Origin of the sequence: Neorhizobium sp. LMR1-1-1.1 (assembly GCF_040675795.1) — a bacterium.
GTDB lineage: Bacteria > Pseudomonadota > Alphaproteobacteria > Rhizobiales > Rhizobiaceae > Neorhizobium > Neorhizobium cellulosilyticum.
Window position 1 is genome coordinate 1,310,613 of sequence record NZ_JBEGHE010000001.1, and the last position, 24,276, is coordinate 1,334,888.

32 protein-coding genes and 1 tRNA gene are annotated in these 24,276 nt (G+C 58.4%); 11 read left to right on the forward strand and 22 right to left on the reverse strand.

Going from position 1 to position 24,276, the window contains the following annotated elements:
• The first annotated feature begins 34 nt into the window (after window positions 1–34).
• A complete protein-coding gene (locus tag MRBLMR1_RS06340; RefSeq protein ID WP_148144849.1) occupies window positions 35–427 on the forward strand; it encodes a DoxX family protein in 393 nt (130 codons plus the stop codon).
• 63 nt (window positions 428–490) lie between these two features.
• On the opposite strand, the gene fghA is transcribed toward MRBLMR1_RS06340, so the two are convergent.
• The 10 genes from fghA to MRBLMR1_RS06390 form a co-directional block, all read right to left on the reverse strand.
• Window positions 491–1,324, reverse strand: coding sequence for an S-formylglutathione hydrolase (gene fghA / locus MRBLMR1_RS06345; RefSeq protein WP_148144848.1), 834 nt, complete (start codon window positions 1,322–1,324; stop codon window positions 491–493).
• A gap of 36 nt (window positions 1,325–1,360) precedes the next feature.
• Complete coding sequence (locus MRBLMR1_RS06350) at window positions 1,361–2,032, reverse strand: DUF1345 domain-containing protein (protein ID WP_148144847.1); 672 nt, start codon at window positions 2,030–2,032, stop codon at window positions 1,361–1,363.
• Between the two features lie 20 nt (window positions 2,033–2,052).
• Entirely contained in the window at window positions 2,053–2,499 is a 447-nt protein-coding gene (locus MRBLMR1_RS06355) for a YaiI/YqxD family protein (protein WP_148144846.1), read from the reverse strand.
• A 50-nt stretch (window positions 2,500–2,549) separates the two neighbouring features.
• Window positions 2,550–2,738 carry a DUF1508 domain-containing protein gene (locus MRBLMR1_RS06360; protein ID WP_148144845.1) on the reverse strand — a complete coding sequence of 63 codons (189 nt, stop codon included), beginning with the start codon at window positions 2,736–2,738 and terminating at the stop codon, window positions 2,550–2,552.
• A gap of 249 nt (window positions 2,739–2,987) precedes the next feature.
• Window positions 2,988–3,221, reverse strand: a complete 234-nt coding sequence (locus MRBLMR1_RS06365; RefSeq protein ID WP_500064005.1) for a BrnT family toxin — start codon at window positions 3,219–3,221, stop codon at window positions 2,988–2,990.
• A gap of 64 nt (window positions 3,222–3,285) precedes the next feature.
• Entirely contained in the window at window positions 3,286–3,750 is a 465-nt protein-coding gene (locus MRBLMR1_RS06370) for a GNAT family N-acetyltransferase (RefSeq protein WP_148144844.1), read from the reverse strand.
• Complete coding sequence (locus MRBLMR1_RS06375; RefSeq protein ID WP_148144843.1) at window positions 3,747–4,874, reverse strand: S-(hydroxymethyl)glutathione dehydrogenase/class III alcohol dehydrogenase; 1,128 nt, start codon at window positions 4,872–4,874, stop codon at window positions 3,747–3,749. The genes MRBLMR1_RS06370 and MRBLMR1_RS06375 overlap by 4 nt, the downstream gene beginning before the upstream one ends.
• A 143-nt stretch (window positions 4,875–5,017) precedes the next feature.
• Window positions 5,018–5,635, reverse strand: coding sequence for a GNAT family N-acetyltransferase (locus tag MRBLMR1_RS06380; RefSeq protein ID WP_148144842.1), 618 nt, complete (start codon window positions 5,633–5,635; stop codon window positions 5,018–5,020).
• Between the two features lie 57 nt (window positions 5,636–5,692).
• Window positions 5,693–6,403: a hypothetical protein gene (locus tag MRBLMR1_RS06385; protein ID WP_148144841.1), complete on the reverse strand. Its 711-nt coding sequence runs from the start codon at window positions 6,401–6,403 to the stop codon at window positions 5,693–5,695.
• Between the two features lie 84 nt (window positions 6,404–6,487).
• Complete coding sequence (locus tag MRBLMR1_RS06390; protein ID WP_148144840.1) at window positions 6,488–7,420, reverse strand: DMT family transporter; 933 nt, start codon at window positions 7,418–7,420, stop codon at window positions 6,488–6,490.
• A 191-nt stretch (window positions 7,421–7,611) separates the two neighbouring features.
• Here MRBLMR1_RS06390 and MRBLMR1_RS06395 point away from each other — a divergent pair, with 191 nt between their 5' ends.
• Both MRBLMR1_RS06395 and MRBLMR1_RS06400 read left to right on the forward strand, forming a co-directional pair.
• Entirely contained in the window at window positions 7,612–8,145 is a 534-nt protein-coding gene (locus MRBLMR1_RS06395) for an acyloxyacyl hydrolase (protein ID WP_148144839.1), read from the forward strand.
• Window positions 8,146–8,230: 85 nt separating this feature from the next.
• Entirely contained in the window at window positions 8,231–8,530 is a 300-nt protein-coding gene (locus MRBLMR1_RS06400) for a hypothetical protein (RefSeq protein WP_148144838.1), read from the forward strand.
• A gap of 126 nt (window positions 8,531–8,656) precedes the next feature.
• Here MRBLMR1_RS06400 and MRBLMR1_RS06405 read toward each other — a convergent pair.
• Window positions 8,657–8,741: transfer RNA gene (locus MRBLMR1_RS06405), tRNA-Leu, on the reverse strand.
• Window positions 8,742–8,937: 196 nt separating this feature from the next.
• Here MRBLMR1_RS06405 and lipB point away from each other — a divergent pair.
• Window positions 8,938–9,660 (forward strand): lipoyl(octanoyl) transferase LipB, encoded by a 723-nt coding sequence (gene lipB / locus MRBLMR1_RS06410; RefSeq protein ID WP_148144837.1) that lies wholly within the window; start codon window positions 8,938–8,940, stop codon window positions 9,658–9,660.
• Between the two features lie 5 nt (window positions 9,661–9,665).
• On the forward strand, window positions 9,666–10,088 hold the full coding sequence (locus MRBLMR1_RS06415) for an OsmC family protein (RefSeq protein WP_148144836.1): 423 nt from the start codon (window positions 9,666–9,668) through the stop codon (window positions 10,086–10,088).
• 5 nt (window positions 10,089–10,093) lie between these two features.
• Here MRBLMR1_RS06415 and MRBLMR1_RS06420 read toward each other — a convergent pair whose 3' ends face one another.
• From MRBLMR1_RS06420 to MRBLMR1_RS06430, 3 genes are all read right to left on the reverse strand, one after another.
• A complete protein-coding gene (locus tag MRBLMR1_RS06420) occupies window positions 10,094–10,591 on the reverse strand; it encodes a BON domain-containing protein (protein WP_148144835.1) in 498 nt (165 codons plus the stop codon).
• A gap of 50 nt (window positions 10,592–10,641) precedes the next feature.
• Entirely contained in the window at window positions 10,642–10,893 is a 252-nt protein-coding gene (locus MRBLMR1_RS06425) for a BON domain-containing protein (RefSeq protein WP_148144834.1), read from the reverse strand.
• A 66-nt stretch (window positions 10,894–10,959) separates the two neighbouring features.
• Window positions 10,960–11,451 (reverse strand): peptide deformylase, encoded by a 492-nt coding sequence (locus MRBLMR1_RS06430; protein WP_183686054.1) that lies wholly within the window; start codon window positions 11,449–11,451, stop codon window positions 10,960–10,962.
• A gap of 177 nt (window positions 11,452–11,628) precedes the next feature.
• On the opposite strand from MRBLMR1_RS06430, the gene mgtE reads away from it, so the two are divergent.
• Window positions 11,629–13,044 (forward strand): magnesium transporter, encoded by a 1,416-nt coding sequence (gene mgtE / locus MRBLMR1_RS06435; protein ID WP_148144832.1) that lies wholly within the window; start codon window positions 11,629–11,631, stop codon window positions 13,042–13,044.
• 60 nt (window positions 13,045–13,104) lie between these two features.
• The gene (locus tag MRBLMR1_RS06440) at window positions 13,105–13,491 is read left to right on the forward strand and encodes a MerR family transcriptional regulator (protein WP_148144831.1); all 387 of its coding nucleotides are present in this window, start codon (window positions 13,105–13,107) and stop codon (window positions 13,489–13,491) included.
• A gap of 12 nt (window positions 13,492–13,503) precedes the next feature.
• Here MRBLMR1_RS06440 and MRBLMR1_RS06445 read toward each other — a convergent pair whose 3' ends face one another.
• Both MRBLMR1_RS06445 and MRBLMR1_RS06450 read right to left on the reverse strand, forming a co-directional pair.
• A complete protein-coding gene (locus tag MRBLMR1_RS06445; RefSeq protein WP_148144830.1) occupies window positions 13,504–14,502 on the reverse strand; it encodes an acetyltransferase domain-containing protein in 999 nt (332 codons plus the stop codon).
• A gap of 14 nt (window positions 14,503–14,516) precedes the next feature.
• Complete coding sequence (locus tag MRBLMR1_RS06450; RefSeq protein ID WP_148144829.1) at window positions 14,517–15,209, reverse strand: DUF599 domain-containing protein; 693 nt, start codon at window positions 15,207–15,209, stop codon at window positions 14,517–14,519.
• A gap of 265 nt (window positions 15,210–15,474) precedes the next feature.
• On the opposite strand from MRBLMR1_RS06450, the gene MRBLMR1_RS06455 reads away from it, so the two are divergent.
• Window positions 15,475–16,875, forward strand: a complete 1,401-nt coding sequence (locus MRBLMR1_RS06455; protein ID WP_148144828.1) for an L-serine ammonia-lyase — start codon at window positions 15,475–15,477, stop codon at window positions 16,873–16,875.
• A 71-nt stretch (window positions 16,876–16,946) separates the two neighbouring features.
• Window positions 16,947–17,384 (forward strand): DUF1489 family protein, encoded by a 438-nt coding sequence (locus MRBLMR1_RS06460; protein WP_148144827.1) that lies wholly within the window; start codon window positions 16,947–16,949, stop codon window positions 17,382–17,384.
• On the opposite strand, the gene MRBLMR1_RS06465 is transcribed toward MRBLMR1_RS06460, so the two are convergent.
• The 6 genes from MRBLMR1_RS06465 to MRBLMR1_RS06490 form a co-directional block, all read right to left on the reverse strand.
• The gene (locus MRBLMR1_RS06465) at window positions 17,381–17,659 is read right to left on the reverse strand and encodes a hypothetical protein (RefSeq protein ID WP_148144826.1); all 279 of its coding nucleotides are present in this window, start codon (window positions 17,657–17,659) and stop codon (window positions 17,381–17,383) included. The two genes, MRBLMR1_RS06460 and MRBLMR1_RS06465, sit on opposite strands and share 4 nt — an antisense overlap.
• Window positions 17,660–17,746: 87 nt before the next feature.
• Window positions 17,747–19,264, reverse strand: a complete 1,518-nt coding sequence (locus MRBLMR1_RS06470; protein WP_313200457.1) for an SPOR domain-containing protein — start codon at window positions 19,262–19,264, stop codon at window positions 17,747–17,749.
• A 113-nt stretch (window positions 19,265–19,377) separates the two neighbouring features.
• The gene (locus MRBLMR1_RS06475) at window positions 19,378–20,139 is read right to left on the reverse strand and encodes a hypothetical protein (protein WP_148144825.1); all 762 of its coding nucleotides are present in this window, start codon (window positions 20,137–20,139) and stop codon (window positions 19,378–19,380) included.
• Between the two features lie 121 nt (window positions 20,140–20,260).
• Window positions 20,261–20,872 carry a transglutaminase-like cysteine peptidase gene (locus MRBLMR1_RS06480; protein WP_148144824.1) on the reverse strand — a complete coding sequence of 204 codons (612 nt, stop codon included), beginning with the start codon at window positions 20,870–20,872 and terminating at the stop codon, window positions 20,261–20,263.
• A 600-nt stretch (window positions 20,873–21,472) separates the two neighbouring features.
• Window positions 21,473–22,084 (reverse strand): PilZ domain-containing protein, encoded by a 612-nt coding sequence (locus MRBLMR1_RS06485; protein ID WP_148144823.1) that lies wholly within the window; start codon window positions 22,082–22,084, stop codon window positions 21,473–21,475.
• Between the two features lie 83 nt (window positions 22,085–22,167).
• Window positions 22,168–22,761, reverse strand: coding sequence for a PAS domain-containing protein (locus tag MRBLMR1_RS06490; RefSeq protein WP_148144822.1), 594 nt, complete (start codon window positions 22,759–22,761; stop codon window positions 22,168–22,170).
• 217 nt (window positions 22,762–22,978) lie between these two features.
• Between MRBLMR1_RS06490 and MRBLMR1_RS06495 the strand changes: the two genes are divergently transcribed.
• Complete coding sequence (locus MRBLMR1_RS06495; RefSeq protein ID WP_246435837.1) at window positions 22,979–23,707, forward strand: rhomboid family intramembrane serine protease; 729 nt, start codon at window positions 22,979–22,981, stop codon at window positions 23,705–23,707.
• A gap of 126 nt (window positions 23,708–23,833) precedes the next feature.
• Entirely contained in the window at window positions 23,834–24,268 is a 435-nt protein-coding gene (locus MRBLMR1_RS06500; RefSeq protein ID WP_148144821.1) for a CBS domain-containing protein, read from the forward strand.
• Window positions 24,269–24,276 lie beyond the last annotated feature (8 nt).

Consider the following 24,276-nt stretch of genomic DNA (forward strand, 5'->3'; position numbering starts at 1 on the left):
GCTGTGCCGCTTTATTCATCCGGGGAGATATCCGATGGCGCTTTTCGATCGTTTGGCAGTCTATAGAGAGCAAGGTCTCGCTGCCCTAAGAATCATGACTGGTTTACTGTTCCTTGAGCACGGGACCATGAAACTCTTTTCCTTCCCGGTAGCTCAGGGCGGTGATCATCTGTCGCCGCTAATGCTGACTGCGGCACTCCTGGAATTTATCGGCGGCATCCTCATCACCGTCGGCTTCCTCACCCGTCCGGTCGCATTCATTCTTTCCGGACAGATGGCTGTCGCCTATTTCATGGCGCATGCATCAAGGGGCTTCTGGCCCGCGCTGAACAATGGCGAGGCAGCCATCCTGTTCTCGTTCATCTTCATCTACCTGTTCTTCGCAGGCGCTGGCGCGTTTTCGGTCGATAACCGCAAGAAGATCTGACCCCGAAAACATTGAAGCCGGCGAAGTTGCCGGCTTCCTTCATCTTCGCAATTCTTGGAGAAATCAGCCAAGCCGCTCGGCATGCCAGCGCAGGTGATCGTCCATAAAGGTCGAGATGAAGTAGTAGGAATGGTCGTAACGCTCGTGCATCCTGAGCGTTAGGGCGATATCGGTGCCCTTCACGGCTTCCTCGAACAGCCATGGCCGCAGGCCGTTTTCCAGAAAGCCGTCCGCCTTGCCCTGGTCGATCAGGAATTCGGGGAAGCGTGCGCCATCGGCGACCAGCGCGCAGGCATCATACTGGCGCCATAGAGCCTTGTCCGCGCCGAGATATTTTTCATACGCCGGGGCCGACCAGTCTGCTGTCGACGGCTCGACGATTGGCGCGAAGGCTGAGCAGCTCTTGAAGCGATCCGGACTTTTTAGCGCGATGGTCATGGCGCCATGGCCGCCCATCGAATGGCCGAAAATGCCCTGCCTGTCCATGTCGACGCGGAACTGTTCGCTGACGAGCTTCGGCAGCTCCTGCGTGATGTAGGTGTACATCTGGTAGTTTTCAGCCCAAGGCTTTTCGGTCGCATCGAGATAGAAGCCCGCGCCCTTGCCCATTTGCCAGTTGGTCAGTTCGTCGGGGACATCATTGCCGCGCGGGCTGACATCCGGGCATACGATGATCAGGCCGAGTTCCGCTGCAAGACGGCGATACTCGCCTTTTTCCATGACATTGGCATGGGTGCAGGTCAGGCCCGAAAGATACCAGAGCACCGGGCGCGGCTCTTTTGTTGCCTGCGGCGGCACGAAGACCGCAAAGGTCATCTCGCATTTGCAAGCATCCGATTCATGGCTGAAAACGCCCTGCATGCCGCCAAAGGCGGTGTTTTGCGAAATGATCTTCATGGAAATGGTCCTTTCGAGCTTGCTGTGTTGGCGTCCTCAGGTCGCCAGCGAGACGACGGCATTGACCGCAGCGGCTACCAGTATCGTGTTGAAAAAGAAAGAGACGACGGCATGAAGCAGGTTGATTTTGCGCATGTCGGTCGCCGTGATCGCCACATCGGAGGTCTGGGCAGTCATGCCGATGACGTAACCGAAATAAAGGAAATCCCAGGCACCCGGACGATCCGTCTGAGGGAAATCCAGTCCGCCGACCGATTTGCCGTCTTGCTTGTCACCCGGTCGCCAGTAGAGATGAGCGTAGTGCAGCGAGAACATCGTATGGATGGAGAACCATCCAAGAATGACCGCTGCAAAGCCGACTGCCACGTCCACCAGTCCCAACGGTTGTTTCTGGTTCAAGGCTTCGAAGAGCGTGACGAGTGCCACGACGGCTGCGAGCAGGGTAACGGCAAGGATGATTGGCGCGGGTTCATCGGTATTCTGGCCGCTTGCCTGCAGCCGGTCTGCATCGAGATGGCGGATGCGCAAGCCGATCAGGATCAGATAGACCACGAAGAAGACGATCGCGGTCAGAGCTGCCGCGAGTTCAGGCAGCAGCAAGATCAGGACGGGCAGGGCGATGATTGCAGTAATTGCCGCCGCAAAGAAGGGGCCATGGCGGCGATGGCGCCAATGCCGTTTGACTTTGCCGCCCTCGCTTCTTGCCATGCCCAATTCACCCGTATCGTTCAGCCGGCCGATTTTGCCCTGCGGCAGAGCCTGTCGAGGGTTTCCAGAAATGCCGAGCGATCCCGCGGTGAGAAGGCGGCATTGTATCCCTTGCTTTCACCCGTCTCGCGCAGATGAGCGCCGAGGTCGCGCATCGCGGTCGCCATGCCGATATTGGTCTTGTCGAACAGGCGTCCGGTCGGGCCAGTCACCAATGCACCTGCGGCGACACAACGCCCCGCAAGCGGCACGTCTGCAGTCACCACGATGTCACCAGTCGCGGCACGTTCGGCGATCCAGTCATCGGCGGCATCGAAGGCTCCCGAAACGATGACGTTCTTGACCATCGGATCACGGGACGGGCGCAGGCCGGAATTGGCGACAAACGTCACCTCAAGGCCGTGGCGCTCTGCGACCTTCAGAATTTCCGGCTTCACCGGGCAGGCATCGGCATCGACATAGATCAAGGCTATTCGCTTCCTCGTAGACAGATTCAACAAGGAAGCGACTTAGCAGATCACGCCACCGCTGTCGTCTGGTCGTCGACGGTTGCGGCCGGTGCGTTTTTCTTGATGGATTCGATGGCGGCTATGGCAGAGGCCTTGGCTGCATAACCTTCTGAGGAAAACATGCTCTGGCCGTTGGAGGCCTTGAAACGGAAACGAAACTCGCCTGCCTTATCCTTGTAGACTTCGAATTTGTACATGGTTGCTTCCTCTCTCTTCTTCCCGGATAGGATGATAGATCGGGGCAAAGGAAAAGCAAGCGGGGACCTCGTTGGCTCGGAGTTTCCCGATATCGTGCCTTTAAGATCGACAACTTTGCCGTTGACCCAGAAATCGTCATCGAGATCAGGGATTTCAGACGTGTCGATGTCAGAATCCGACAAGGCGGACAGTGTCTTGTTATCCAGTTCTTCCGCGTAACGCGTCGGCATATCGTTCTCTCTCGCGTTTCATGGCTGGCCTTGCAGAAATGATGCGGATTTTCCATTCCGGTCGGTATGGGCAATTACGATGATAAGGACAGAGCCAATAGACCCGATGCTTATGTGCCGAACTTCACCGTAATCGATCCGGTCGTCGATTGATGTAACAACCGGTCCGTCGAATATCTGAGCGGCTTTTTCGAAGCTCAGGCCATGCTTGGCGATGTCGCTTGCGTTCTTGTCGTCGTCCCACTCGAACATCGCTTGTTACATCCATATGTAGATGCAATCGAAGCGCCATTCAAATCATCTGTCAATCAGTCGGTCAGATCATCAATGGCCGTATCATATCCACATGCGGAATGCCGTCTTCCAGATATTCCTCGGATGTCCGTTCAAAGCCGAGCGAACCGTAGAATTTCTGCAGATGCGCCTGGGCGGAGATCTCGATCGCTTCGCCGGGATAGGCCTTTTCGCATTCGGTGATCGCTTCGCGCATCAGTGCGTCGCCGAGACGCTTTCCGCGGTGGTTGGGCGATACGGCCACGCGGCCGATACGGGGCAGGTGGTCCGGCGTCGGGCGCCAGAGACGGGCGCAGGCGAGCAGGTCCTCGCCATTCATAAGCCGCAGGTGCAGGCAGTCGGGATCGTTGCCGTCAAGCTCGGGATAGGGGCATATCTGCTCGACGACGAAGACGTCGACGCGCATTTTCAGCATGGCATAGAGATCGAGTGCGGAGAACTCGTCGAGCCTCCGCACATCAACCGTATATTTTGACAAGGCGCTCAATAGACGACCACGCCACGGATCGATTCACCCTTGTGCATCAGGTCGAACCCCTTGTTGATGTCTTCAAGCGGCATGGTATGGGTGATCATCGGGTCGATCTGGATCTTGCCTTCCATGTACCAGTCGACGATCTTCGGCACGTCGGTGCGGCCGCGTGCGCCGCCGAAGGCCGTGCCCATCCAGTTGCGGCCGGTGACCAGCTGGAACGGACGGGTGGAGATCTCCTGACCTGCGCCGGCAACGCCGATGATGACCGACTTGCCCCAGCCGCGATGCGACGATTCCAGCGCCTGGCGCATCACCTTGGTGTTGCCGGTGCAGTCGAACGTGTAGTCGGCACCGCCGATAAGGTCGCCATGACGCTTGGTCATGTTGACCAGATAAGGAACGATATCCTCGCCGACTTCCTTCGGATTGACGAAGTGGGTCATACCGAACTTTTCGCCCCATTCCTTGCGATCCGGGTTGATGTCGACGCCGATGATCATGTCGGCGCCGGCAAGCCGCAGGCCCTGCAGCACGTTGAGGCCGATGCCGCCGAGGCCGAAGACGATCGCGGTGGAGCCGATCTCGACCTTGGCCGTGTTGATGACGGCGCCGATACCGGTCGTCACGCCGCAGCCGATATAGCAGACCTTGTCGAAGGGGGCGTCGGGATTGATCTTGGCAAGCGCGATCTCCGGCAGAACGGTGAAGTTGGCGAAGGTCGAGCAGCCCATATAGTGGTGGATCTTGTCCTTGCCGATCGAGAAGCGGCTCGTGCCGTCCGGCATCACGCCCTGGCCCTGGGTCGAGCGGATCGAGGTGCAGAGATTGGTCTTGCGCGAGGTGCAGGAATAGCATTCGCGGCATTCCGGCGTGTAGAGCGGAATGACGTGATCGCCCTTCTTCAACGAGGTGACGCCGGGGCCGACATCGACGACGATGCCGGCGCCTTCATGGCCGAGAATGGCCGGAAACAGGCCTTCCGGGTCCGCGCCCGAGAGGGTGAAATCGTCGGTGTGGCAGATCCCGGTGGCCTTGATCTCGACCAGCACTTCGCCGGCCTTCGGGCCGTCGAGCTGAACCGTCATCACTTCCAGCGGTTTACCTGCCTGAACGGCAACAGCGGCGCGGACATCCATCGTGTCACTCCCTTGGTTTGAAATTTAAAAGTCTTGTTACTGAATTAGAATCTGCGCGGACTTTTGCACGCTGAAGCGATCCGGCTCAAGCCGGAACCGGACGTGGCTTGCCGCAAAAACGACAGGTGCCGATCACGCTTTGATCAGCGGGGTTCGATGATCGGAACGTGAGGGGCAAGATCGCGCGACATGCGGCCATCGAGCCGTGGATCATCGCAGATTTCGACCATGAAGGCATAAGGTGTGAAGCCGGAGCGCTGATAGAAGGCCAGCGCCGCCGGATGGTCGAAATTGCAGGTATGGACCCAGAAACGGCTGATTGGCCGCGACCATGCGTTGTCGATCGCGGCATTCATCATGATGCGGCCTGCGCCATTGCCGATCGCTTCCGGCACGACGCCGAAGAAGGCGATCTCGCATTCGCCCTCTTGACGGAAATCGAGTTCCAGAAGTCCCAGTCGACGTTTTCCGTCGGTCAGGACGTAGATCTCGATCAGCGGATCGGTGATGATCGCTTGCAGTTCCGCATCCGGCATGACGATACGCGATACCCACAGCCAATCCTCGCCGACACGACGATACAGGTCGCGATAGTCACTGACCGAAGGTTCTGCCCAGCGTTCGACCCGCAGACCGGTTTCCGGCGGCAAAGGCCGGGCGGCCGGGCGCTCGAACATTTCGAGGCAGGTGACCATGTTGGCAAGCTTTCCCGCAGGAACGGGAGAGTAGCCGAAGGGGAGCGTGGGGTTCGACGTTTGCATGCGCTCTTGGACTGTTTTGCCCGGCGCATGTCAACCGTTGCCAAGGAAAATTCAGCTTCAAGCCACGCGTTCGTTCCAGGTCGCGATGTCGTCATCGGTCAGAAGCCAGGGATGGGAGCGAAGGCTCTCTATATGGCGCTCTTCGCCTGCCACATAGTCCATCACTTCCTGCCAGCCGGGATGGTTGTCCCGATGCCTTATGACGTCGTCTATCATCGCGAGGCTGGATGCTTCCAGCGCCGAAATGAAGAGGCGACCGCCATCGACCCGGCACCGCAAGAGCCGCCAGACATAGGCCATGTCATCGGCAGTGATCCCCGCATGACGAGGTGCAGGCACGCCGTAGGATAACTCCGGGGGAGCCAGAAGCTTGTGGCGCAACTGGTCGAGTGCGAAGGCCGACAGGAGATCCGGACAGCTTTCTGCACGTTCGATCGCGTGGAGAAGCGTTTCGAGCTGCAACTGATGCTCGATCCGGCCCTCAAGCGCCAATGCACGGATCAGCCATGCGGCTTTCGCGGCGTCCAGGCGTCCGCGAGGTGGTGCGGTGTCGACGATGAATGCCGCCAGTTGTTCGACGAAATAGATCGGCCATTCTTCGCAATGAACCGGGCACATGTCGTTCAAGGCGAGAAGCAGGAGCGCGTCGTCGTAACCACGGATTCCGTTCGTGAAGGCGTATTTTCGCAGAATCAACAGGTCATGCCTGTCGATGCGGCCCTTTCCGGCGATGACACATGCCGGAAAAGAAAAGCGTATGCCGCTCATCTCTTTCTCCGTTTCATCATGAAACTGATATTGCTCTTAGTTTGGAGAAGTTGAGAGCCAGACAATAAGGGCGGTTAACGAAGACTAGCCAAGCGGCGGTTCGGCCGAAATCTGTCTCACCCTGATACGTTCGCGCCAGATGATGAACAGGCCGGAGGCGACGATGATCCCGATCCCAAGCCATTTGGAGGCCGTCGGGAAATCGGAAAACAGAAGATATCCGAGCACGGTTGCCGAGATGATCTCGAAATACTGGAACGGCGCCAAAAGCGATAGCGGCGCCATGCGGAAGGCCCGCACCACTAGCAGATGAACGTAACCGGACAGGCTGCCCAGGATGATCAGCAGAAGCAGGCCGAGACCGGATGAGGGTAGGGACGCTTCGAACTCTACGGGATAGATGAAATGGCCCGCCAGCAGCCCAACGGTCATGAACAGGGTTCCACCAACGCCGGCGACGAACTGCATGGTCAGCGGTGAGTCGGCATCGCCGATCGCGCGATTGAGAAAAAGGTAGAGCGTGTAGAGAAAGGCGCAGAGGACGGGCAGTAGAGCCGTCCAGCCAAAGATCTCGTAACTCGGCTGAATGACGATCATCGCGCCGCCGAAACCGATGGCAATCGCGAGCCATCTGCGCCAGCCGACCTTTTCGCCTAAGAACAGCGCCGACATCATCGTCAGCATGAAGGGCTCGACGAAATAGATGGCGAAAACGTCTGCCAGAGGCATGTATTTGACCGCCATGAAGAACATCAGGCTGGCTGCGGCATGCAGCGCGCCGCGCAGAAGGTTCATCCAGGGTCGCTTGCCGCCACGGATCGCGCCGGGCACGAAAAACGCGATCGGCAGCAGCGCCAGAAACTGGAAAAAGAATCGGTAGAAGGTCACTTGGCCCGGCGACATGGTCTCGAAAGTCGCCATGTATTTGGCGATCGCATCCATCATCGGCAGGACGACCATGCAGGCCGCCATGATGGCCATGCCCTTGATCGGATTTTGCGGATGAGAATCGGACATGGCAGCACTCTTGATGATGCGGTTGTTGAACCATAGCCGGCAACCGCCTTCAAGTTGGGGCCTTCATTTGAAAGACGGTATCCTACGGTGGCGGGTCTTCGCTACCGTACAGAAGGCAGAGTGTTGTCTTTCACCTCTATACACCCGGCGGTTTTGCCTCGACAGTTTCAGCATTGATTCGAGGGAAGCCGATGAAATTCATATCGCCGCTTGCACTTGTTCTTGGCATTGCGTTTGCCCAACCAGTATTTTCCGGCGATCTCGTCGATGAAGTCCGTATCGGAGCTGGCGGCCTGCTCCAGAGCGACGGCTCGAAGGACAAGGGCGCGGTCGGATCCGCAGAAATTTATCTCGCCCCGTTCAAAACCTCCCGCACCGGGGCGGCAGCAGTGCTTCTCGAGCCGAGAATCCAGCTTGGCGTCTCGGGTGGGCCGGACGCGACGGATCAGGCCTATGCCGGGCTGAACTGGCATGTGCCGCTCGGCGAGACGTTTTTCGCCGAGGCGGGAATTGGCGGGACTGTCCATAACGGCAATCTTGATACCGGTGACGGGCCGCTGCTGGGATGTCGTTTTCTATTTCGCGAGCATGTGGCGCTCGGCATGCGCCTGAACGACACCGTCAATCTCATGGCGACGGCGGATCATTCGTCTCACGCAAACCTTTGCGACGGGCCGAACGATGGCCTTACCCATGTCGGTCTGGCGATCGGCGTGAAGTTCTAGGCACAACAGGCTTCCGATTCGTCCGTGTCCGCTGGCGCGGATGATCGGCCATACCTATCTCCCTGTCGAAATCAGGAGATCTTCGTTGTCGGAATTCATCAGCTATCTATTCGCCATCTTTGTCGTCACACCGCTTCAGGCTGAGTTGTCGCAACGTCTGCAGGGCGTGCCGTCGCAGGAACTCGTGGAGGCGGGCAAGGCCTGCATTTCCGTCGAGGCACCGGAACTGTTGCGCTATGCGCAGGAAAACTGGGGCTGGGCTGCGGCCAATGCGATTGGCGTCAGCGCCGGCCTTGTCGACCCTATGACACTGCTTCCGCAGGGCAATGAGAACTGCCGTCTGGTGATCCAGTCCCTGGCCGTCGAAGGCTCTCGCAACGCCTGATCTCGCGTCGTCTCTGTCGCAAATAGGCGAGCCGGTCGGGCGTCCCGCAATGATTCAGCTTGCGGGACGCCGCATCAAGTAACTCATTGCCAGAAAACAAAAAACCCGGCCGAAGCCGGGTTGATTTGGTGCGGTCGAGAAGACTCGAACTTCCACGGGTTGCCCCACAGCGACCTCAACGCTGCGCGTCTACCAATTCCGCCACGACCGCATCGTGGTAGGCCGAATTGCTTCGGCGAGGCAGCATCTAGCAAATGGATTCCGGCTGCACAAGTGTGCCGTGACAGTTTTTTGAAAGAAAAAACAATGTCCACAGCCGCCGCCTTTCGCGGTTGATATGAACCCCTTGTTTTGCGGGCCTCAGAGGCGCATTGCAAATTTACAATCTTCTTGTCAGAAGGCCTGTCATGCAGACACGTACCGATCTCGACCACCAGATGTTCCCTGCAGCGCACTGTCCGCCGGTGCGCTGGCGCATCTCGGACTGTCCCGTGCCCTATGAAGAAGCGCTTGAGACGATGGAGCGCGAAGTCGCCGCAATTGCCGACGGCAAGGCGGACGAACTCGTCTGGCTGCTTGAGCACCCGCCGCTTTATACGGCAGGCACCAGCGCCAACTCCGCCGATCTGATCGAGCCGAACAGATTCCCTGTTCATGAAACCGGTCGCGGTGGGGAATATACCTATCATGGTCCCGGCCAGCGGGTGGCCTATGTGATGCTCGACCTCAAGCGCCGCCGTCAGGATGTACGCGCCTATGTCGCTGCACTTGAGCAGCTGGTCATCCAGACCCTGGAGTTGATGAATGTTCGCGGGGAACGACGCGAAGACCGAGTCGGCGTCTGGGTTCAGCGGCCTGAAAAGCCTCGCCTGCCGGATGGAAGCATGGCGGAAGACAAGATCGCAGCTTTCGGCATTCGCCTACGCCGTTGGGTGAGTTTTCACGGCCTTTCATTGAATGTCGATCCGGATCTTTCGCATTTTTCCGGCATCGTGCCCTGTGGCGTGACATCCTACGGCGTGACGAGCCTTGTCGATCTCGGCATGCTTGTGCTGATGGAGGATGTGGATATTCGGCTCCGCGAGGCCTTCGAAGAGATTTTTGGGCCGACGGTCATCGAGAAGGCATAAGCAGAATGGTCGATCTGAAAATCAAGAAGCGCCCGATCGGGGCTGTGGCCAAGGTTCAGCGAAATGGTCACCCGCAGGTGACGAGCCGAACCGGCGGCGAGATCGGTGTCGTGACCGGCGCATCCGAAGAGGGGTTCAATCCGCTCGATCTGATGTTTGCGTCGCTTTCCGCCTGCCTAGTGCTGAGCGCACGGATCGCGGCCAGCAAACTTTCGGTTCTCGACCGATTTGACGGAGCTTCGGCTGATGTAACGGGTGAAAAGTCAGCCGAAGAACCTTATCGGATCGAGCGCTTCATCGTTGCGATCACGATCGATGGCGATTTCACCCAAGAAGAGCGCCGCCAGATCGTTCATATGGCCGAGGAAATATGCACGGTCAGCAATACGCTGAAGATGCGCCCGGAAATTTCGCTCTCGGTCGGCTGACGGGTTCAGTCCTCATCCGGAATGCGGCTGTCGACTCCGGCCAGACGCAGGTGGTTGATGATCCTGCCTACACCAGCGACATTCCGGGTCGCGCCAATGATGTCATGTGAAGTCGCAGCATCATCGACCTGACCTTCTATCGTAACGTTGTTCCGATCCACATGGATGTCGATCAGGTCCATGTCGACGATCCCCAGCGCATCGATAGCATCGGTGACACGTTCCTCAAGGTCATCCCAGTTCTCAAGCCCTGTCGTGCCGGGCCGCAGGCTGTCGCGCTGGGGTTCTTCAAGCCCGTCGAAGCCTGCCTCGTCGATCAGAAAGCCGGGATTGCGGCCTGTCTCCACGTCGGGACTTGTGCTGCCATAGGCGGCATTGTCGACCGGACCGGCAGCCTGGCCGGGCTTGTCGGCATAGGGCCACCCGTCATCCAGGTTTCGGTCGTCGAAATCGCGAAAATCCTCTTCGCGGGAAATGTCGTTTATGTCTTTTTTCGGTGACATGGTGCCTCCGTGCCCTGTCTCGTTCCTGCGGCGCACCGCGGAGCTCGTTTCTAGTTCGGTAGACCTGCCTTGTTGCCGGTCAGGGTCAAATGATTCTCCACGTCGTGGACGCCATCGACCGTTTCGGCCGCGAGAATCACCTTGCGCGCCGTCATGATTGTGTCGACAGCGCCTTTCAGCACCACGGTCGTGCCCTTCACATGAGGTTCGACCGCGGATGTGTCGATATCCGGCAATGAGGCAATGCGTGCCGCAACATCACTACCGATCTTGCTGTCTTCGATCTTGGATGTTTCCGTCATGGTCTTTCTCCTCGTTCAACCATGAGCGGGTAACGCGCGAAGCCTCGCCGGGTTCGCGGGAAAATTCTATTTTTCCTTCTGCCACTTTTTCACCAGCCGCTCGCGCTTCAGTCGCGACAGCCGCTTCAGCCAGAAAATGCCATCAAGCTGATCGATCTCGTGCTGGATGCAGACCGCGTGAAAATCCTTCGCCTTTTCTTCATGGGGATTGCCGGACAGATCCTGGTAACGAAACCTGACTTGGCGCGGGCGCTCCACCTCATCGGTCGCTCCCGGCATGGAAACGCTGCCTTCCATATGCCTGATGGTCTCGTCGCTCGCCCACAGGATCTCCGGGTTGACGTAATAAAGCGGTCCCTGGCTTGCTGAGAGTTCCAGCACGAAAAGGCGCTGGAATACGCCGATATGCGCGGCCGTGATGCCGACGCCGGGGGCGTCGCGCATCGTCTCCAGCAAATCCTGTGCGAGGTTCGACAGGGTCTCGTCGAAGCTTGAAACCGGCTCGCAGATCATGGAAAGGCCCGGATCGGGATAGCTCAGAATGGTGCGGACGGTCATGTCGTTTCTCTTGTTGTGACATGGCGGCAGATCTGCCACTCCATGATGAAATGCGGATAAAAAGCCGTTTCGCGGCTGTCGATAAAATTGCTTCAGTCTTTCATGCTATCTGATTGTTGACTATATGTTTTCCGTCGCTGTACCGGCAGTGGCAATCGTGCACGGCGAGGGCGGTTGATGAGTGATATCCAGAACGACACGCTCATCAGCCGGAAAGCCGGCAGTGAGGAGCATGATATCTATTCCGAAGACGGTTCTATCCGCTCGGACTTTCTGGCGCGCGTCGGCGCAGCTATTGCTGACCGCGATGTGCTTTTCCTTCGCCAGAATGTCGCGAAGCTGCATGAATCCGAACTCGGTGACCTGCTCGAATCGATCCTGCCGGACCAGCGCCTGGCGCTGGTCAAACTGCTCGGCAAGGATTTCGACCTTACGGCTCTTACCGAAGTTGACGAAGCCATCCGTATGGAGATCGTCGACCAGATGCCGAACGAGCAGATCGCGGCTGCGATCGGCGATCTCGATTCGGACGATGCCGTCTATATTCTCGAAGACCTCGACCATCAGGACCGCGAAGAAATTCTCGCGCAGTTGCCTTTTACCGAGCGGGTGCGGTTGCGGCGTGCGCTGGATTATCCCGAAAGCTCCGCCGGCCGGCGCATGCAGACCGAATTCGTCGCCGTGCCGCCGTTCTGGACCGTCGGCCAGACGATCGACTATCTGCGCGACGAGGAAAATCTGCCGGACAGCTTTTCGCAGATCTTCGTCATCGATCCGACGTTCCGGCTGCTCGGTATCATCGATCTCGACCGTATCCTGCGCTGCAATCGGCAGATCCGGATCGAAACGATCATGCGGGAAACCAACCACCCGATCCCGGCCGACATGGACCAGGAAGAGGCGGCCCAGATCTTCGAGCAGTACGACCTTCTGTCTGCCGCCGTTGTCGATGACAATGGCCGCCTCGTCGGTGTGCTGACCATCGATGACGTGGTCGATGTGATCCAGGAAGAGGCGGAAGAGGATATTCGCCGCCTTTCCGGTGTCGGCGACGAAGAACTGTCCGACTCGGTGAAGGATACCTCGCGCTCACGCGTGCCGTGGCTGATGGTCAATCTCGTCACTGCTTTCCTGTCGGCATCCGTCATCGGGCTGTTCGAGGCGACGATCGAAGAGATCGTGGCGCTTGCCATCCTGATGCCGATCGTCGCCGGCATGGGCGGCAACGCCGGCTCTCAGACAATGACGGTGACGGTTCGGGCGCTCGCCACCCGCGATCTCGACATCCATAATGCCTGGCGTGTCGTGCGCCGCGAGGCGGGCGTCGGTCTGATCAACGGCATGCTGTTCGGCACCGTCGTCGGTTCTGTGGCCGGCTGGTGGTTCGCCGATCCTCACCTCGGAATGGTGATTGCGTCGGCGATGATGATAAACATGTTTGCTGCTGCGATGGCAGGCATGATGATACCACTGCTGCTCGACAAGGCAGGGACCGACCCGGCGGTTTCGTCTGCGGTGTTCGTGACCGCAATCACGGATATGACCGGTTTCATGAGTTTCCTCGGCCTTGCAACACTATGGTTGCTGAAATAGGCACGGTTTGACTGTTACGTAAAAGTCAATTATTTTCGCGGGTCACAGCAAGGAAGTGACGTGGACAAATATTACAGCATAACCGAACTGACCCGCGAATTTGGCGTATCGACACGCACATTGCGATTCTACGAGGACGAAGGCCTGCTTCATCCCGAACGTCGCGGCCGGACACGTCTGTTCCGGGCGGCGGATCGTCGCCTGCTTCTGGAGATATTGCGTGGACGTCGCATCGGCTTCACGATCTCCGAAATCCGCGAGATCATCCAGGTCTACCGTGAACCTCCCGGCGAAATGGGCCAGCTCAAGCTGTTGATGAAACGCGTCGATGAAAAGCGTGACGAATTGCGTCAGAAGCGCAAGGATATCGACGAAACGCTGGCCGAACTCGACAATGTCGAAGAGGCCTGCCTTACGCGTCTGGCCGAAATCGGCGTCGGCACCTGAGGCTTTACTGCCTCAGGGCTGCTGCGCGTCGATCGAGCATTCCTGCGCCATGATCTGAACCCGGTTATCCTGCGCGTTGATCGTGCCGTTCTGCAGCGGCGTCATCAACTGTTCCGCGATCAGCTTGTCGGCTGTGCATCCGCAAAAACGCTGGCAGAGAGCGGGATCGCCCGTCTCTCGCAGGCAGCTGGGCTGGCAGCTGTTCATATAGACGAGCCGCGGATCAGGGGCCGGAGCCGGCGAAACAAGCGAGAAGAGATAGACGAGCGCAATCAGGATCGGCTGGTGGACCAGATAGACGATCAGGCTGTGGCGGCCGGCCTTTGCAAGCATCGTATGGGTGGACTGCAGTTTTGCCAGTCGTCCCGTCCAGCCGCGGGCAATGGCGAGCCGGGTAACTGCTATACCCATCAGAAGCGCCGCCAGCCAGGGGAATAGCGGCACGTAATCGTTCGAGCGCGGCGGGAAATCGGCAAAGCCGATCCAGGCCAGCCAGCGCGTTTCAAACAGCGATGACTGCAGCATGCCGGGCATGACAACGGCATCGACAATCATGGCGGCGACGATCATGACCGGTACCGCGAAAGCGATGGCGAGTGGCAATTGCAGGAAGGCCAGGCCGATCAGGCTCGACAGGGCGATATTGTGCAATATGCCGAAAAAGATCCATTCCTGCGGAAAGATGAAAAACGTAGCGATGCTGATCGCGATGGCCGCGCCCGCCACGATGGTGAGGCGTTTCCAGAAGGAAGGCCAGCGTATGCCGCGACCATGCGCCAGAACCAGGCTCACACCGGCGAGAAACAGGAACGAACTGGCGATCGCGCGGGCATAGAGCCGGAAGAACCCCTGGGTTGCCGTGCCGGGATCGACATAGCCGAAGAACTCGATGTCCCATGTGAAGTGATAGGTCGCCATTGCGATCAACGCTATGCCGCGAAGCGTATCGATCAGCAGGATACGAGGCGCTCGCTCGCTTGTCGGCTGCGGTTGGGTGTCGGCTGCAGTCACTCTCTTCAAATCCCTCAGTCGTCTTCCATGATGGCGAGCCGCGCCTCGGAAAAATACTGGCGGCGGACCAATGCCACGATGATGATCACCGTCGTTGCCATGAACACATAGGGTCCGGCGAACCAACCGAGATAGCCGATCGACAGAAAAAGCGTCCTGAGACCGGAATTGAAGTGCTTAGCCGCAATCATGTTCATTCTGATGACATGATCGGCGGCCCGGCGCGCCGTCTCGGGGTCGGCTTCAGCCTCCCTTGTCATAGGCAGGCCGCCGAAAAGGATCGTGCAATAGTTGAACAGGCGATAGGCCCAGCCGAACTTGAAGAAGGCGTGGCCGAGAAGAAATGCCAGTCCACCAACCTTCATTTCGAAGACGGCCTGTCCGCCATAAGGGACAAAGGGCAGGTGAGAGAAGACCGCATTGACTTTTTCGGTCGAGCCGAGAAGGGCGAAACAGCTGCCCAACGCGAAGATCGACGAGGTGGCGAAAAATGCAGTCCCGTTCTGCAATCCGGCGAAGATCTGCGTATCGATCATCCGCAATTCACGCTTCAGGGAATTGTAGATCCAGCGATGCCTTCGCTCGACCATGGCCTGGTTGAGGCTCTGTCGTGGAAGATATTTTCCTCCCGAACCCGCTGAAAACCAGGAGTAAGCCGCCCACAGAAAGGCGAAGAGGGCGAGCGCAATGTAATCTGCCAGAATCATGGAAAACTGCCGGAAGCCGAAATCGTATCATCCGACTTTTGCGTTGTTTCATCCGTCGCGGCAAGGGGAGCGATCAATCGCTGCCAAGAGTTTATGTGGACTTGCGCATCTTACGACAAGACAGCATATGTGATCCGCGCCTCATGTCGTTGATGTCCAATAGTGTGTCGGATCGCCAACATGACGGCACACTCATATGACATAGGCTGAGACCGAGTTTGATCGGGCAGCCAGTATCTGGCCAGTATCTGGATTGTAGACTTCCATGTTTCTCTCCGTCTTCGACGTTTTCAAGATCGGCATCGGCCCGTCGAGTTCCCACACGATGGGGCCGATGTCGGCGGCCAACCGGTTTCTCGACCTCATCCTGTCCGACGACTGGCCGCGTCCCGCCGGTGCGCATGTTGCCGCCCTTCAGGCTTCGCTGCATGGCTCGCTCGCCTTCACCGGCATCGGGCATGGAACGGGCAGGGCGGTCATTCTCGGCCTGATGGGCGAAGCGCCGAACACTGTCGATCCGGACCGGATGGACGCGATCATCGAAGAGGTGGAGCGGACAGGCCGCGTGACGCCACCCGGTCATCCGGCATATTACTTCCAGCCGAAGACAGACCTTATTTTCGACAAGAAGCAGGCACTGCCGGGACACGCCAACGGCATGAGCTTTTCGGCCCTCGACAAGGATGGCCGGTTGCTTCTCAAGCGGATCTATTACTCGATCGGCGGCGGTTTCGTGGTTACCGATACCGAGCTTGAGGCAATGCGCGCAACGAAGGACGCAGGCGGCGGCGATCGCGTGCCCTATCCGTTCGCGACTGCCCGGCAGATGCTCGAGATGTCCCACGGCGCCGGTCTTTCGATCGCGCAGATGAAGCGGGCCAACGAATTGACCCACACGAGCGCGCAGGCGCTGGACGAGGGTATAGACGCGATCTGGGAGGCGATGAACGGCTGTATCGATCGTGGCCTCAAGGTCGATGGCATCATGCCGGGCGGACTCAAGGTCAAGCGGCGGGCGAGGGCGATCCATGATCGTCTCAACGAGGAATGGCGCAGCAACAGGCCTAATCCCCTCCTCGCCAATGACTGGCTCTCGGTTTACGCCATGGCGGTGAACGAGGAAAATGCCGGCGGCGGTCGCGTCGTGACGGCGCCGACCAATGGCGCTGCCGGCGTCATTCCCGCAACGCTCAAATATTTCCTGCATTTCCACGAGGATGCGACGAAAGACGATATCCGCGAATTCCTGCTGACGGCTGCTGCGATCGGCGGCATCATCAAGCATAATGCCTCGATCTCCGGCGCCGAAGTCGGCTGTCAGGGCGAGGTGGGGTCTGCGGCGGCCATGGCCGCAGCGGGGCTGGCCGCCGTGATGGGCGGCTCTCCGGAGCAGATCGAGAACGCCGCCGAGATCGCGCTCGAACACCATCTCGGCATGACATGCGATCCGATCGCCGGTCTTGTCCAGGTTCCCTGTATCGAGCGAAACGCGCTGGGTGCGGTCAAGGCCGTGACCGCCGCTTCGCTTGCCATCAAGGGCGACGGCACGCATTTCGTGCCGCTTGATGCCTGTATCGAGACGATGCGCCAGACCGGCAACGACATGAGCGAGAAGTACAAGGAAACGTCTACCGGCGGCCTTGCCGTCAATGTGGTGGAGTGCTGAACGCGCTTATCGCTGTGGACCCGGTCGGGATTTGACTTGACTGGCGGCCTTGGCGGGTCTTCAAGCCAATTATGGCTCTTCATCTCATCAAGCTCTGCGTCGGCGCCGACAGTATCCAGGATCTGAGAGACTGGGTTTCCGAGCGATCCCTGACCGCGATGGCTGCCGGCCTCGAGCCGCACAGCATACATACGACCCGCATGGTTCCCAAGCGCGTGGAAGAACTGCTCGACGGCGGTTCTCTCTATTGGGTCATCAAGGGGCAGGTTTCCGCCCGGCAAAATTTGCTCGACCTGCGCACCTTTACCGGTGGTGACGGCATTCAGAGATGCGAATTGGTTCTAGGCCCGGAAGTGATAGAGACCGCGTCGCAGCCGAAGCGACCGTTTCAGGGCTGGCGTTATCTGAAGGATGAGGAAAAGCCGCGCGATCTCGGTGCGCTGGGCGACGATGTCGCGGCGCTTCCAGAAGACCTGCGCCGCGAACTGTCGGATCTGGGTTTGCTTTAAACTTCAGTTTTAGCCGGAAGCCTCATTCTGACCGGTACACGGCCGGAATGTGCTGCCACATGCAGGTGGATACCTGATTCCGGCTGCGACTGCCGCCAGGCGCGTGCGCCATGGCTCAGGAGAAGAGAGACCAGATCCCGGGTCTTTTCCTTCGAGCGGGTCAGGCCGAGACCTGCAAGCCGCATCGCCGCTTCATGAAGCGGATTGAGTGCCACGCCTCTGGCCCTGGACAAATGAGCCGTACCGAGATTGGCGCTGTTTTCATTCATTCCCATCGGAAACCCCGTTTACACATTACATTTCGAGATTTCGCCGAGCCATTTGCGGCCCGGTGTTGAGGCGAGGGCCATAGGCCCTCACCATTACTGCATGGAAGCCCAGCAGCTCACGCCCTTCTTCTTCAAGACGTTGCAGGCATCCACCGCGGTCTTCTGATCGTCGAAGCCACCAAAGCGGGCGCGGTAAATCTGTTCGCCCTTGTTGCTGAAGGCGACCGTAAAGGGTTTGGCGGAACGCAATACCTTGCCGCCTTTATCCTGCGCATTCTGCAGGAGATCGAGAGCCATCTTCTCACTCGGAGAAACGCCAATCTGAATAACCCAGCCGGACATGGCCGAAGCCGACGCACTTGTGCGGGTCGAAGCCGTGGTGACCTGATCGACAGGTTCTGAAGGCTGGTCACGCCTGGTTGCAGCGGCTTCACGCTTCGGCAGGGATGCCTGGGGAGTGACTGCGGCAAGTGCCTGGGTGGCAGACCTGCTCTGCGCGCTTTCGCCAGCATAGGCCGAGGCAGCTGCTGCAACTTTCGGCACGGCAAGTGGTGCTGTCGGACGCTGCTCGCGCTGTTCGTAACGGGCATCGGGCATCGGGCCGCTATTGGGAAGGTCGAGTGCAGCCACCTGGCGGCTTTCCGACACTTCGGCCATTACTGCGGGGGTGCGCGGAACCGGCGTCGCGGGGACGGAGGGAGCGGTCTGCGCGATCAGGTTGGAACTGCCGCCGCGGGAAGCTTTGGGCAGATATTCTGCAACCAGCTTGCGCATTGTCGCATCGCGGGCGGCGCTCGAGCGGCCACCGAGAACGACGGCAACGATAGAGCGTCCGTCGAGCTGTGCGGAAGTGGCAAGGTTGCTGCCTGCAGCCCGGGTGTAGCCCGTCTTGATGCCGTCTACGCCCTTGACGGTACCGACGAGGCGATTGTGATTGCCGATCGTCTGCTTGCCGAACTGGAAGGAGCGAATGCTGAAATAGCCGTAATACTGCGGGAAATGCTGACGCAGTGCGATTCCGAGGCGGGCCTGATCGCGGGCGGTCGTCATCTGTGCGGTGTTCGGTAGGCCGTTTGCGTTGCGGTAAGTCGTTCGGGTCATGCCGAGCGCACGGGCTTTGTTGGTCATCAGCTGTGCGAAACGTTCTTCCGAGCCGCCAACATATTCACCGAGTGCCGTCGCCATGTCATTGGCGGAGCGAGTCACCAGGGCACGGATTGCCTGGTCTACGGTGATCGAGCCACCGGCGCGCACGCCGAGCTTGGACGGGGGTTCTTTGGCGGCATTGGCCGAAACAGGCACTTTCGAATCAATCGAGAATCGACCCGCTTCAAGTGCCTCGAATGTAAGATAGAGGGTCATCATCTTCGTGAGCGATGCCGGATAGCGCAGGCCGTCCGGATCTTCACCGTAAAGCACCTTGCCCGACTTCGCATCGACAACGATGCCTGCATATTTAGGATCCGCATGCGCCGGCTGCGCAACAGCGGATAGCGACAACGCAATTGCGAAGAAGTATCCGAGGCGTTTTGCCTGCGTTTTCACTGCACTCTTGGGAAGAGACGCCGGGAACATGGTTTTCAACACTGCCGCACTCATCGATTCTGTCATTTTTCAATAGATCCGGACGTGCCCCCACCCCGGATTGCTAGTGAAGCAATCTAGGAGAACAGCGTTACCAAGAGGTTTATGATGAACGGCCACTTACTTCGATTTGAAGCATTTTAGTCGCCTTTCGAGGCGGAGTTGCTGCCGGTGGCATCAAGCCGCGCGCCGACAAAAGACCGAACTGCGGCATCAATATGATTCCAGTCCTTCAAAAGATTGCTGGAGAATCGATAAAGCACGGTGAGATCGCGTCCGACATGGATATCCCGCTGGCAATCGCCGCTGGTGGCGCGCTCGCCCGGCGATGGCAAAAGGCAGCGCACGGCGAAAGGCGGCTGGCCGGAAGGTTCCGCGGTCAGCAGGACTTCATTGCCGTAGCCGCTCGTATTCTTCAGCTGATGGAGCGTCAGTCCATTGCCGTAGGCTTCGGGCGGACCGCCGAAGAGCTGGGTGTAGATCGGCTCAAGTCGGCCCGACATGTCCTTCGACATGGTACTCTGGGAAATCTGCAGGAAAATCAGCAGGTCAGGGCGTTCGATATTGTCGAAGCTGTCGCGTCGTTCATGGCTGTAGCCCATCATTCCCGGCCAGGTGAGGTAGAGGTCGATACGCTCTGCCGGGCCGGATCGGCGCTGTTCAGCGAATCGAATCGTGTTTTCGGGAACCTGCAGCGTGTCTTCGCCGATGGTGACGGCCAGCATGGCGCCACTTTCCGAGTGGCCGCCCAGCGCCATGCGCTGGCCAAGCCAGCGGCCACCGACGCTGATCGCAAGGATGATTGCAACGAGCAGGATCGTGGCCAGCGTCAGCCGCTGCAGAAATCGATCGGAAATGAGTGGCAGGTCTTCCTGCTGCTGCGCTGAGGCGCGGCGTGTCATTGTTATGCCCCGTGTCCAGATGCCGTTATGCGGGACCGGAACAGGATACGGGGTCCAAACGCTTCTACCCGCGATAGTCTCGCGGGCAGGGTTAATTTTTGGTGAATTCGTTAAGGTCTGTTTACTGGCTGACGCTGCCGACGGCGATGGCGCGGCCATCCTGGAGCTTAACCCAACGCGACGGATCAACTGTGTCCTGACGCTTCAGGTAGGTGTATTCCGTGTCCATCCAGGGCAGGACCTTGTTGCGCATGTTGTCGAGGATGTAGTCGCCGCGATCGGTGCGGACGGTGAGGACGGCATGGCCTTCGCCGTTCGGCTGCAGCACGACGGTGATCAGCAGGTCCGATGCATCAAAGCCCTTCTGCATCAGCATCTTGCGCTTCAGCAGAACGAAGTCCTCGCAATCGCCTGCCGTCGTTGGGTAGGTCCAGAACTCCTCGACGCCGTAAAGTTCCTGGTCGGTCATCGGGGTGATGTCGGTGTTGACCGTGTAGTTGACGTCAAGCAGCGTGCGCCAATTATCTTCCGTCAGCGCAACCGGACCGGCATCGCCCTTAAGCGGCTTGCATTCGCTGACATAGGTCTTGCAGAATTCGTAATGACCGATCGGCGGGCTCGCTTTGCCGATGACGCGCATGGCACCGGCCGGCATTGCAAGCGATGGTGCGGCAGCTGCGAGTGCGATGGCGGCGGTCAGGAATACCTGTGCAAGTCTTTTCGGAAGCGTCATTTTTTCTGTCTCCCCGTGGTTGGTGAGACAATGCCGGAAAGCCTTTGAGTGAACGCAAAATAGCGACGTAAAATCAATCGCTTATTGTAATAGATATTGACGAAAAACCGAATAAAACACGCGTTGTTTTTGAATAAAAGACGACGAAAATTCGCGGCAAATTTAGCTAAAATTCTACTCGAATCCGGCCGACCTTCTCGTAAGTCTCTGGAATCTCGTCACGTCAGTCTGTTCGTGCTCTCGCCAATCGTAAGGCGGCTGGGATGTGTATGCTTCGACCGGCTTCGAAAATGCAGTTCAAATTGCTCTGACGGCGCGCAAAAACGCCCTTCTAGGCCTGCAAAATTGCCTGGAAAAAAATCCCGAAAAGATACATTTTTTTTGATACTGACCGATTTTCGGACGGCAGTGCGTGGGGAGCCGCCGTTTTCGTGTCGATTTCGGACGTGGAAACGAACGAACGATCGGCTGAAAATGATATCGGGAGATTAGGGTGCTGTCGCGCGCAGACGGTCCGCAGCCTTGCTGTGGTGAGGTGCTTTAAGCTTTAAAGCGAAGAGTTGAGGTAGGGCGAGCCAAACTGGATTCTCGCGAAACGCGTCAGAGGAATTCCGTCAGGGCTTCGCGCGACTGGACCGACGCGAATTCGATCGCGACGCCTTCCATGAAATGGCGGACGACGCGGCCGCGCATATTGCCAAGTCGCACCGGGGTTCCGATGACCGGCCTGATCTCAACATCGACAGCTGCGCCCGACAAGGAAAGGTCCATTAGGCGGCAGGAATAGCGGCTGCCATCTTCGAGAGTCAGTTCAGTCAGCGTGTTGCGCGGCATCAGGCGATCGTGTCGACGATCTTCCGGCAGGCCAAGCTCGTGCTTGTTGGCAATCCAGGTCAGCTGGGCTGCCAGCTTCTCGCGCTTTCGCTCGGTGGCGTTGATTGACAATACAAAGCCATCGTTGGTGAGGCTGATCACATTGCCTTCAAGTCGTCCAAGATGGTCGAGATAGGCTATGACGCGCTCGTTCAGGCGCGGCTGTCCGGCGCAGACAAAGTTCACGTCGCCGGGCGACATGTCTATAACCGTGCAGGGGTATTCTTCATGATCAGCCAGCATGAGACGTCCTTCGACGTTGACCGCGACGCGCTGAAACGAGCGCTGGGCAGCGATCGCGTGCGTCTGCTGGGTCTGTGCCGGCTGGAAGGAATACATGTTAGTATGTCTGGCTCTGAGCTGATGCTGAACCAGATAGATAACATTAGGCAGTTAACAGATGGTTGTCCCGGCGCCCGGACTTATCGTCCGGGTTGGGCGGCTTTCTGCCCGACCAGTCGGCGAAAAAAGGTGATCGGCATTGCTGTCGAAACATTGCTGTCGGCGCTGATGGTTGGTCGCGTCCCGTCCGGTTTGACAAAGCCCCAGCTTTCAAAAGCCAGGCCCCGTACCGGCAGGGCGGTGAAAGGGAGCGGGGTTTCATGCGGCACGAGCGCCCCGAGCGCACGATCGCTTCGATATCCCTGTGAACGGATAGGCATCAGAAGCAGGTCATGGGCGTAATCTTGCCCGTCATGCGACAATCTGATGTCGAGCAAAGCGGGGCGTTCGTAGAACAGGACATGTTTGAGGATTGTCGTCGGCTCATCGTCTTGCGCACCGAGCCACATGAACGTGTAGTCGAGGCCACGCAGTTCTCGATCGAAAAGTTCGCAGATGCGTGTCCCGGCAAGCGCGAAAGTCGGCCTGTCGGAGACTGTCGAATTGACGATGAACAGATGTGGCAGAAAACGGCGCAAAGCCGACGGATCGATCTGGGAACGCAAGGGGGCCGGCCGGCTGCCTCTTAAGCCGTTCCAGTAGTTAAAGATTTCTTGTGTTGCCGTATGTAGCATGCGTCAGTCCTGTTCGATTATGATCCAGAATGCCCCTCGGAACCGTGTGGATAGGCTTTACCCAGCGAAAATCGTGCCAGTTGGCATGGGTGGTGTAACGGCGAACCCATGCGGCGTGTCGCATGCCCGTATGCGCGGCTTTTCAAGCCCCGAACGCTGCTGTATTCCTGATTCACTGCTGATGACGGAAGGATTGGCCATGGACGATAGGCCCGACATGGCCCCCGAAGAGGATGCATTCGCGCAGAATGGTAGGCGTGAGAGGCAGCCTGTCTTCAATATGCCGGGCATTCTTCTCGCCAGCATGGTTCTGCTGGCCACGCTTTATATCGTCCAGGAGTATCTGCTGAGCGCAGACGCGCAGGCCGAGTTTATCGTCACGCTGGCGTTTACCCCTATCCGCTACATCTTTCCGTTGTCGGAGCAGGGATATGAATGGCTCTGGACGCCGGTCACCTATTCGCTTCTTCACGGTAGTGTGGAGCATATTGCCTTCAATGCATTATGGCTCGCGGCGTTCGGCACGCCTGTCGTTCGGCGCATAGGTGCCGTTCGTTACGTGATCTTCTGGGTTTTATCCGCAGCCGCAGCTGCTTTCTTTCATGCCGGCCTTCACTGGGGTGAGGAAACCCTGTTGATCGGTGCGTCCGGTGTGGTCTCGGCGCTGATGGGGGCCTCCTGCCGTTTCGCCTTTCCCGATGGCGGCGGCTACGATCGCACCCATGGGCATCTTTATCCTCGCCAATCGATCCTCGGTGCGTTTTCGAATCGCACGGTGGTTATTTTCACGGCCATGTGGTTCTTGGGAAATATTCTCGTAGCCGTCGGTCTGCCGCTGATTGGCAGCAATGCGGGTGATATCGCCTGGGACGCCCATATAGGCGGTTTTCTTTTCGGCTTTCTGCTGTTCTCGCTTTTTGATCCAATTCGCTACCGTGAGCTGTAACTGCCACGGCTTGAACTCGCCTCGGGGCCGATCTACAATTCCAGATGTATGGAGAAAGTGCCGGAAGTCTCGGAGGAGGAGATGTTCGGCACGGTGATTGGCCATGTGGATTGGTAAGGAGAAGGCATGTCGACTACCGTGAAGATGATGCTTGATGCCAAAGGGCGCGCAGTTCAGACGGTCGAACCAGACCGGAAGCTGCTGGAGGTTGCGTCGGTTCTGAACGAAAAGAAGATCGGTGCCGTCGTGGTGGCCGGTCTGGAGGGACGTATCGCCGGTATCTTCACAGAACGTGATCTGGTCAGGACGATTGCGACCCACGGTGTTGCCGCGCTCGAAAAGCCGGTTCAGACAATGATGACAACAGGCGTGACGCGCTGTCGTGAAGAGCAGACGGTGGAAGAGGTCATGGAAATGATGACTGCCGGCCGCTTCCGTCACGTACCGGTCGAAACCGATGGGAAGCTTGCCGGAATTATCTCCATCGGCGACGTGGTGAAGGCGCGCATGCGCGAAGTCGAGCTCGAGGCCGAGCAGATGAAGGCCTATATCGCCAGCTGAGGCGCGGC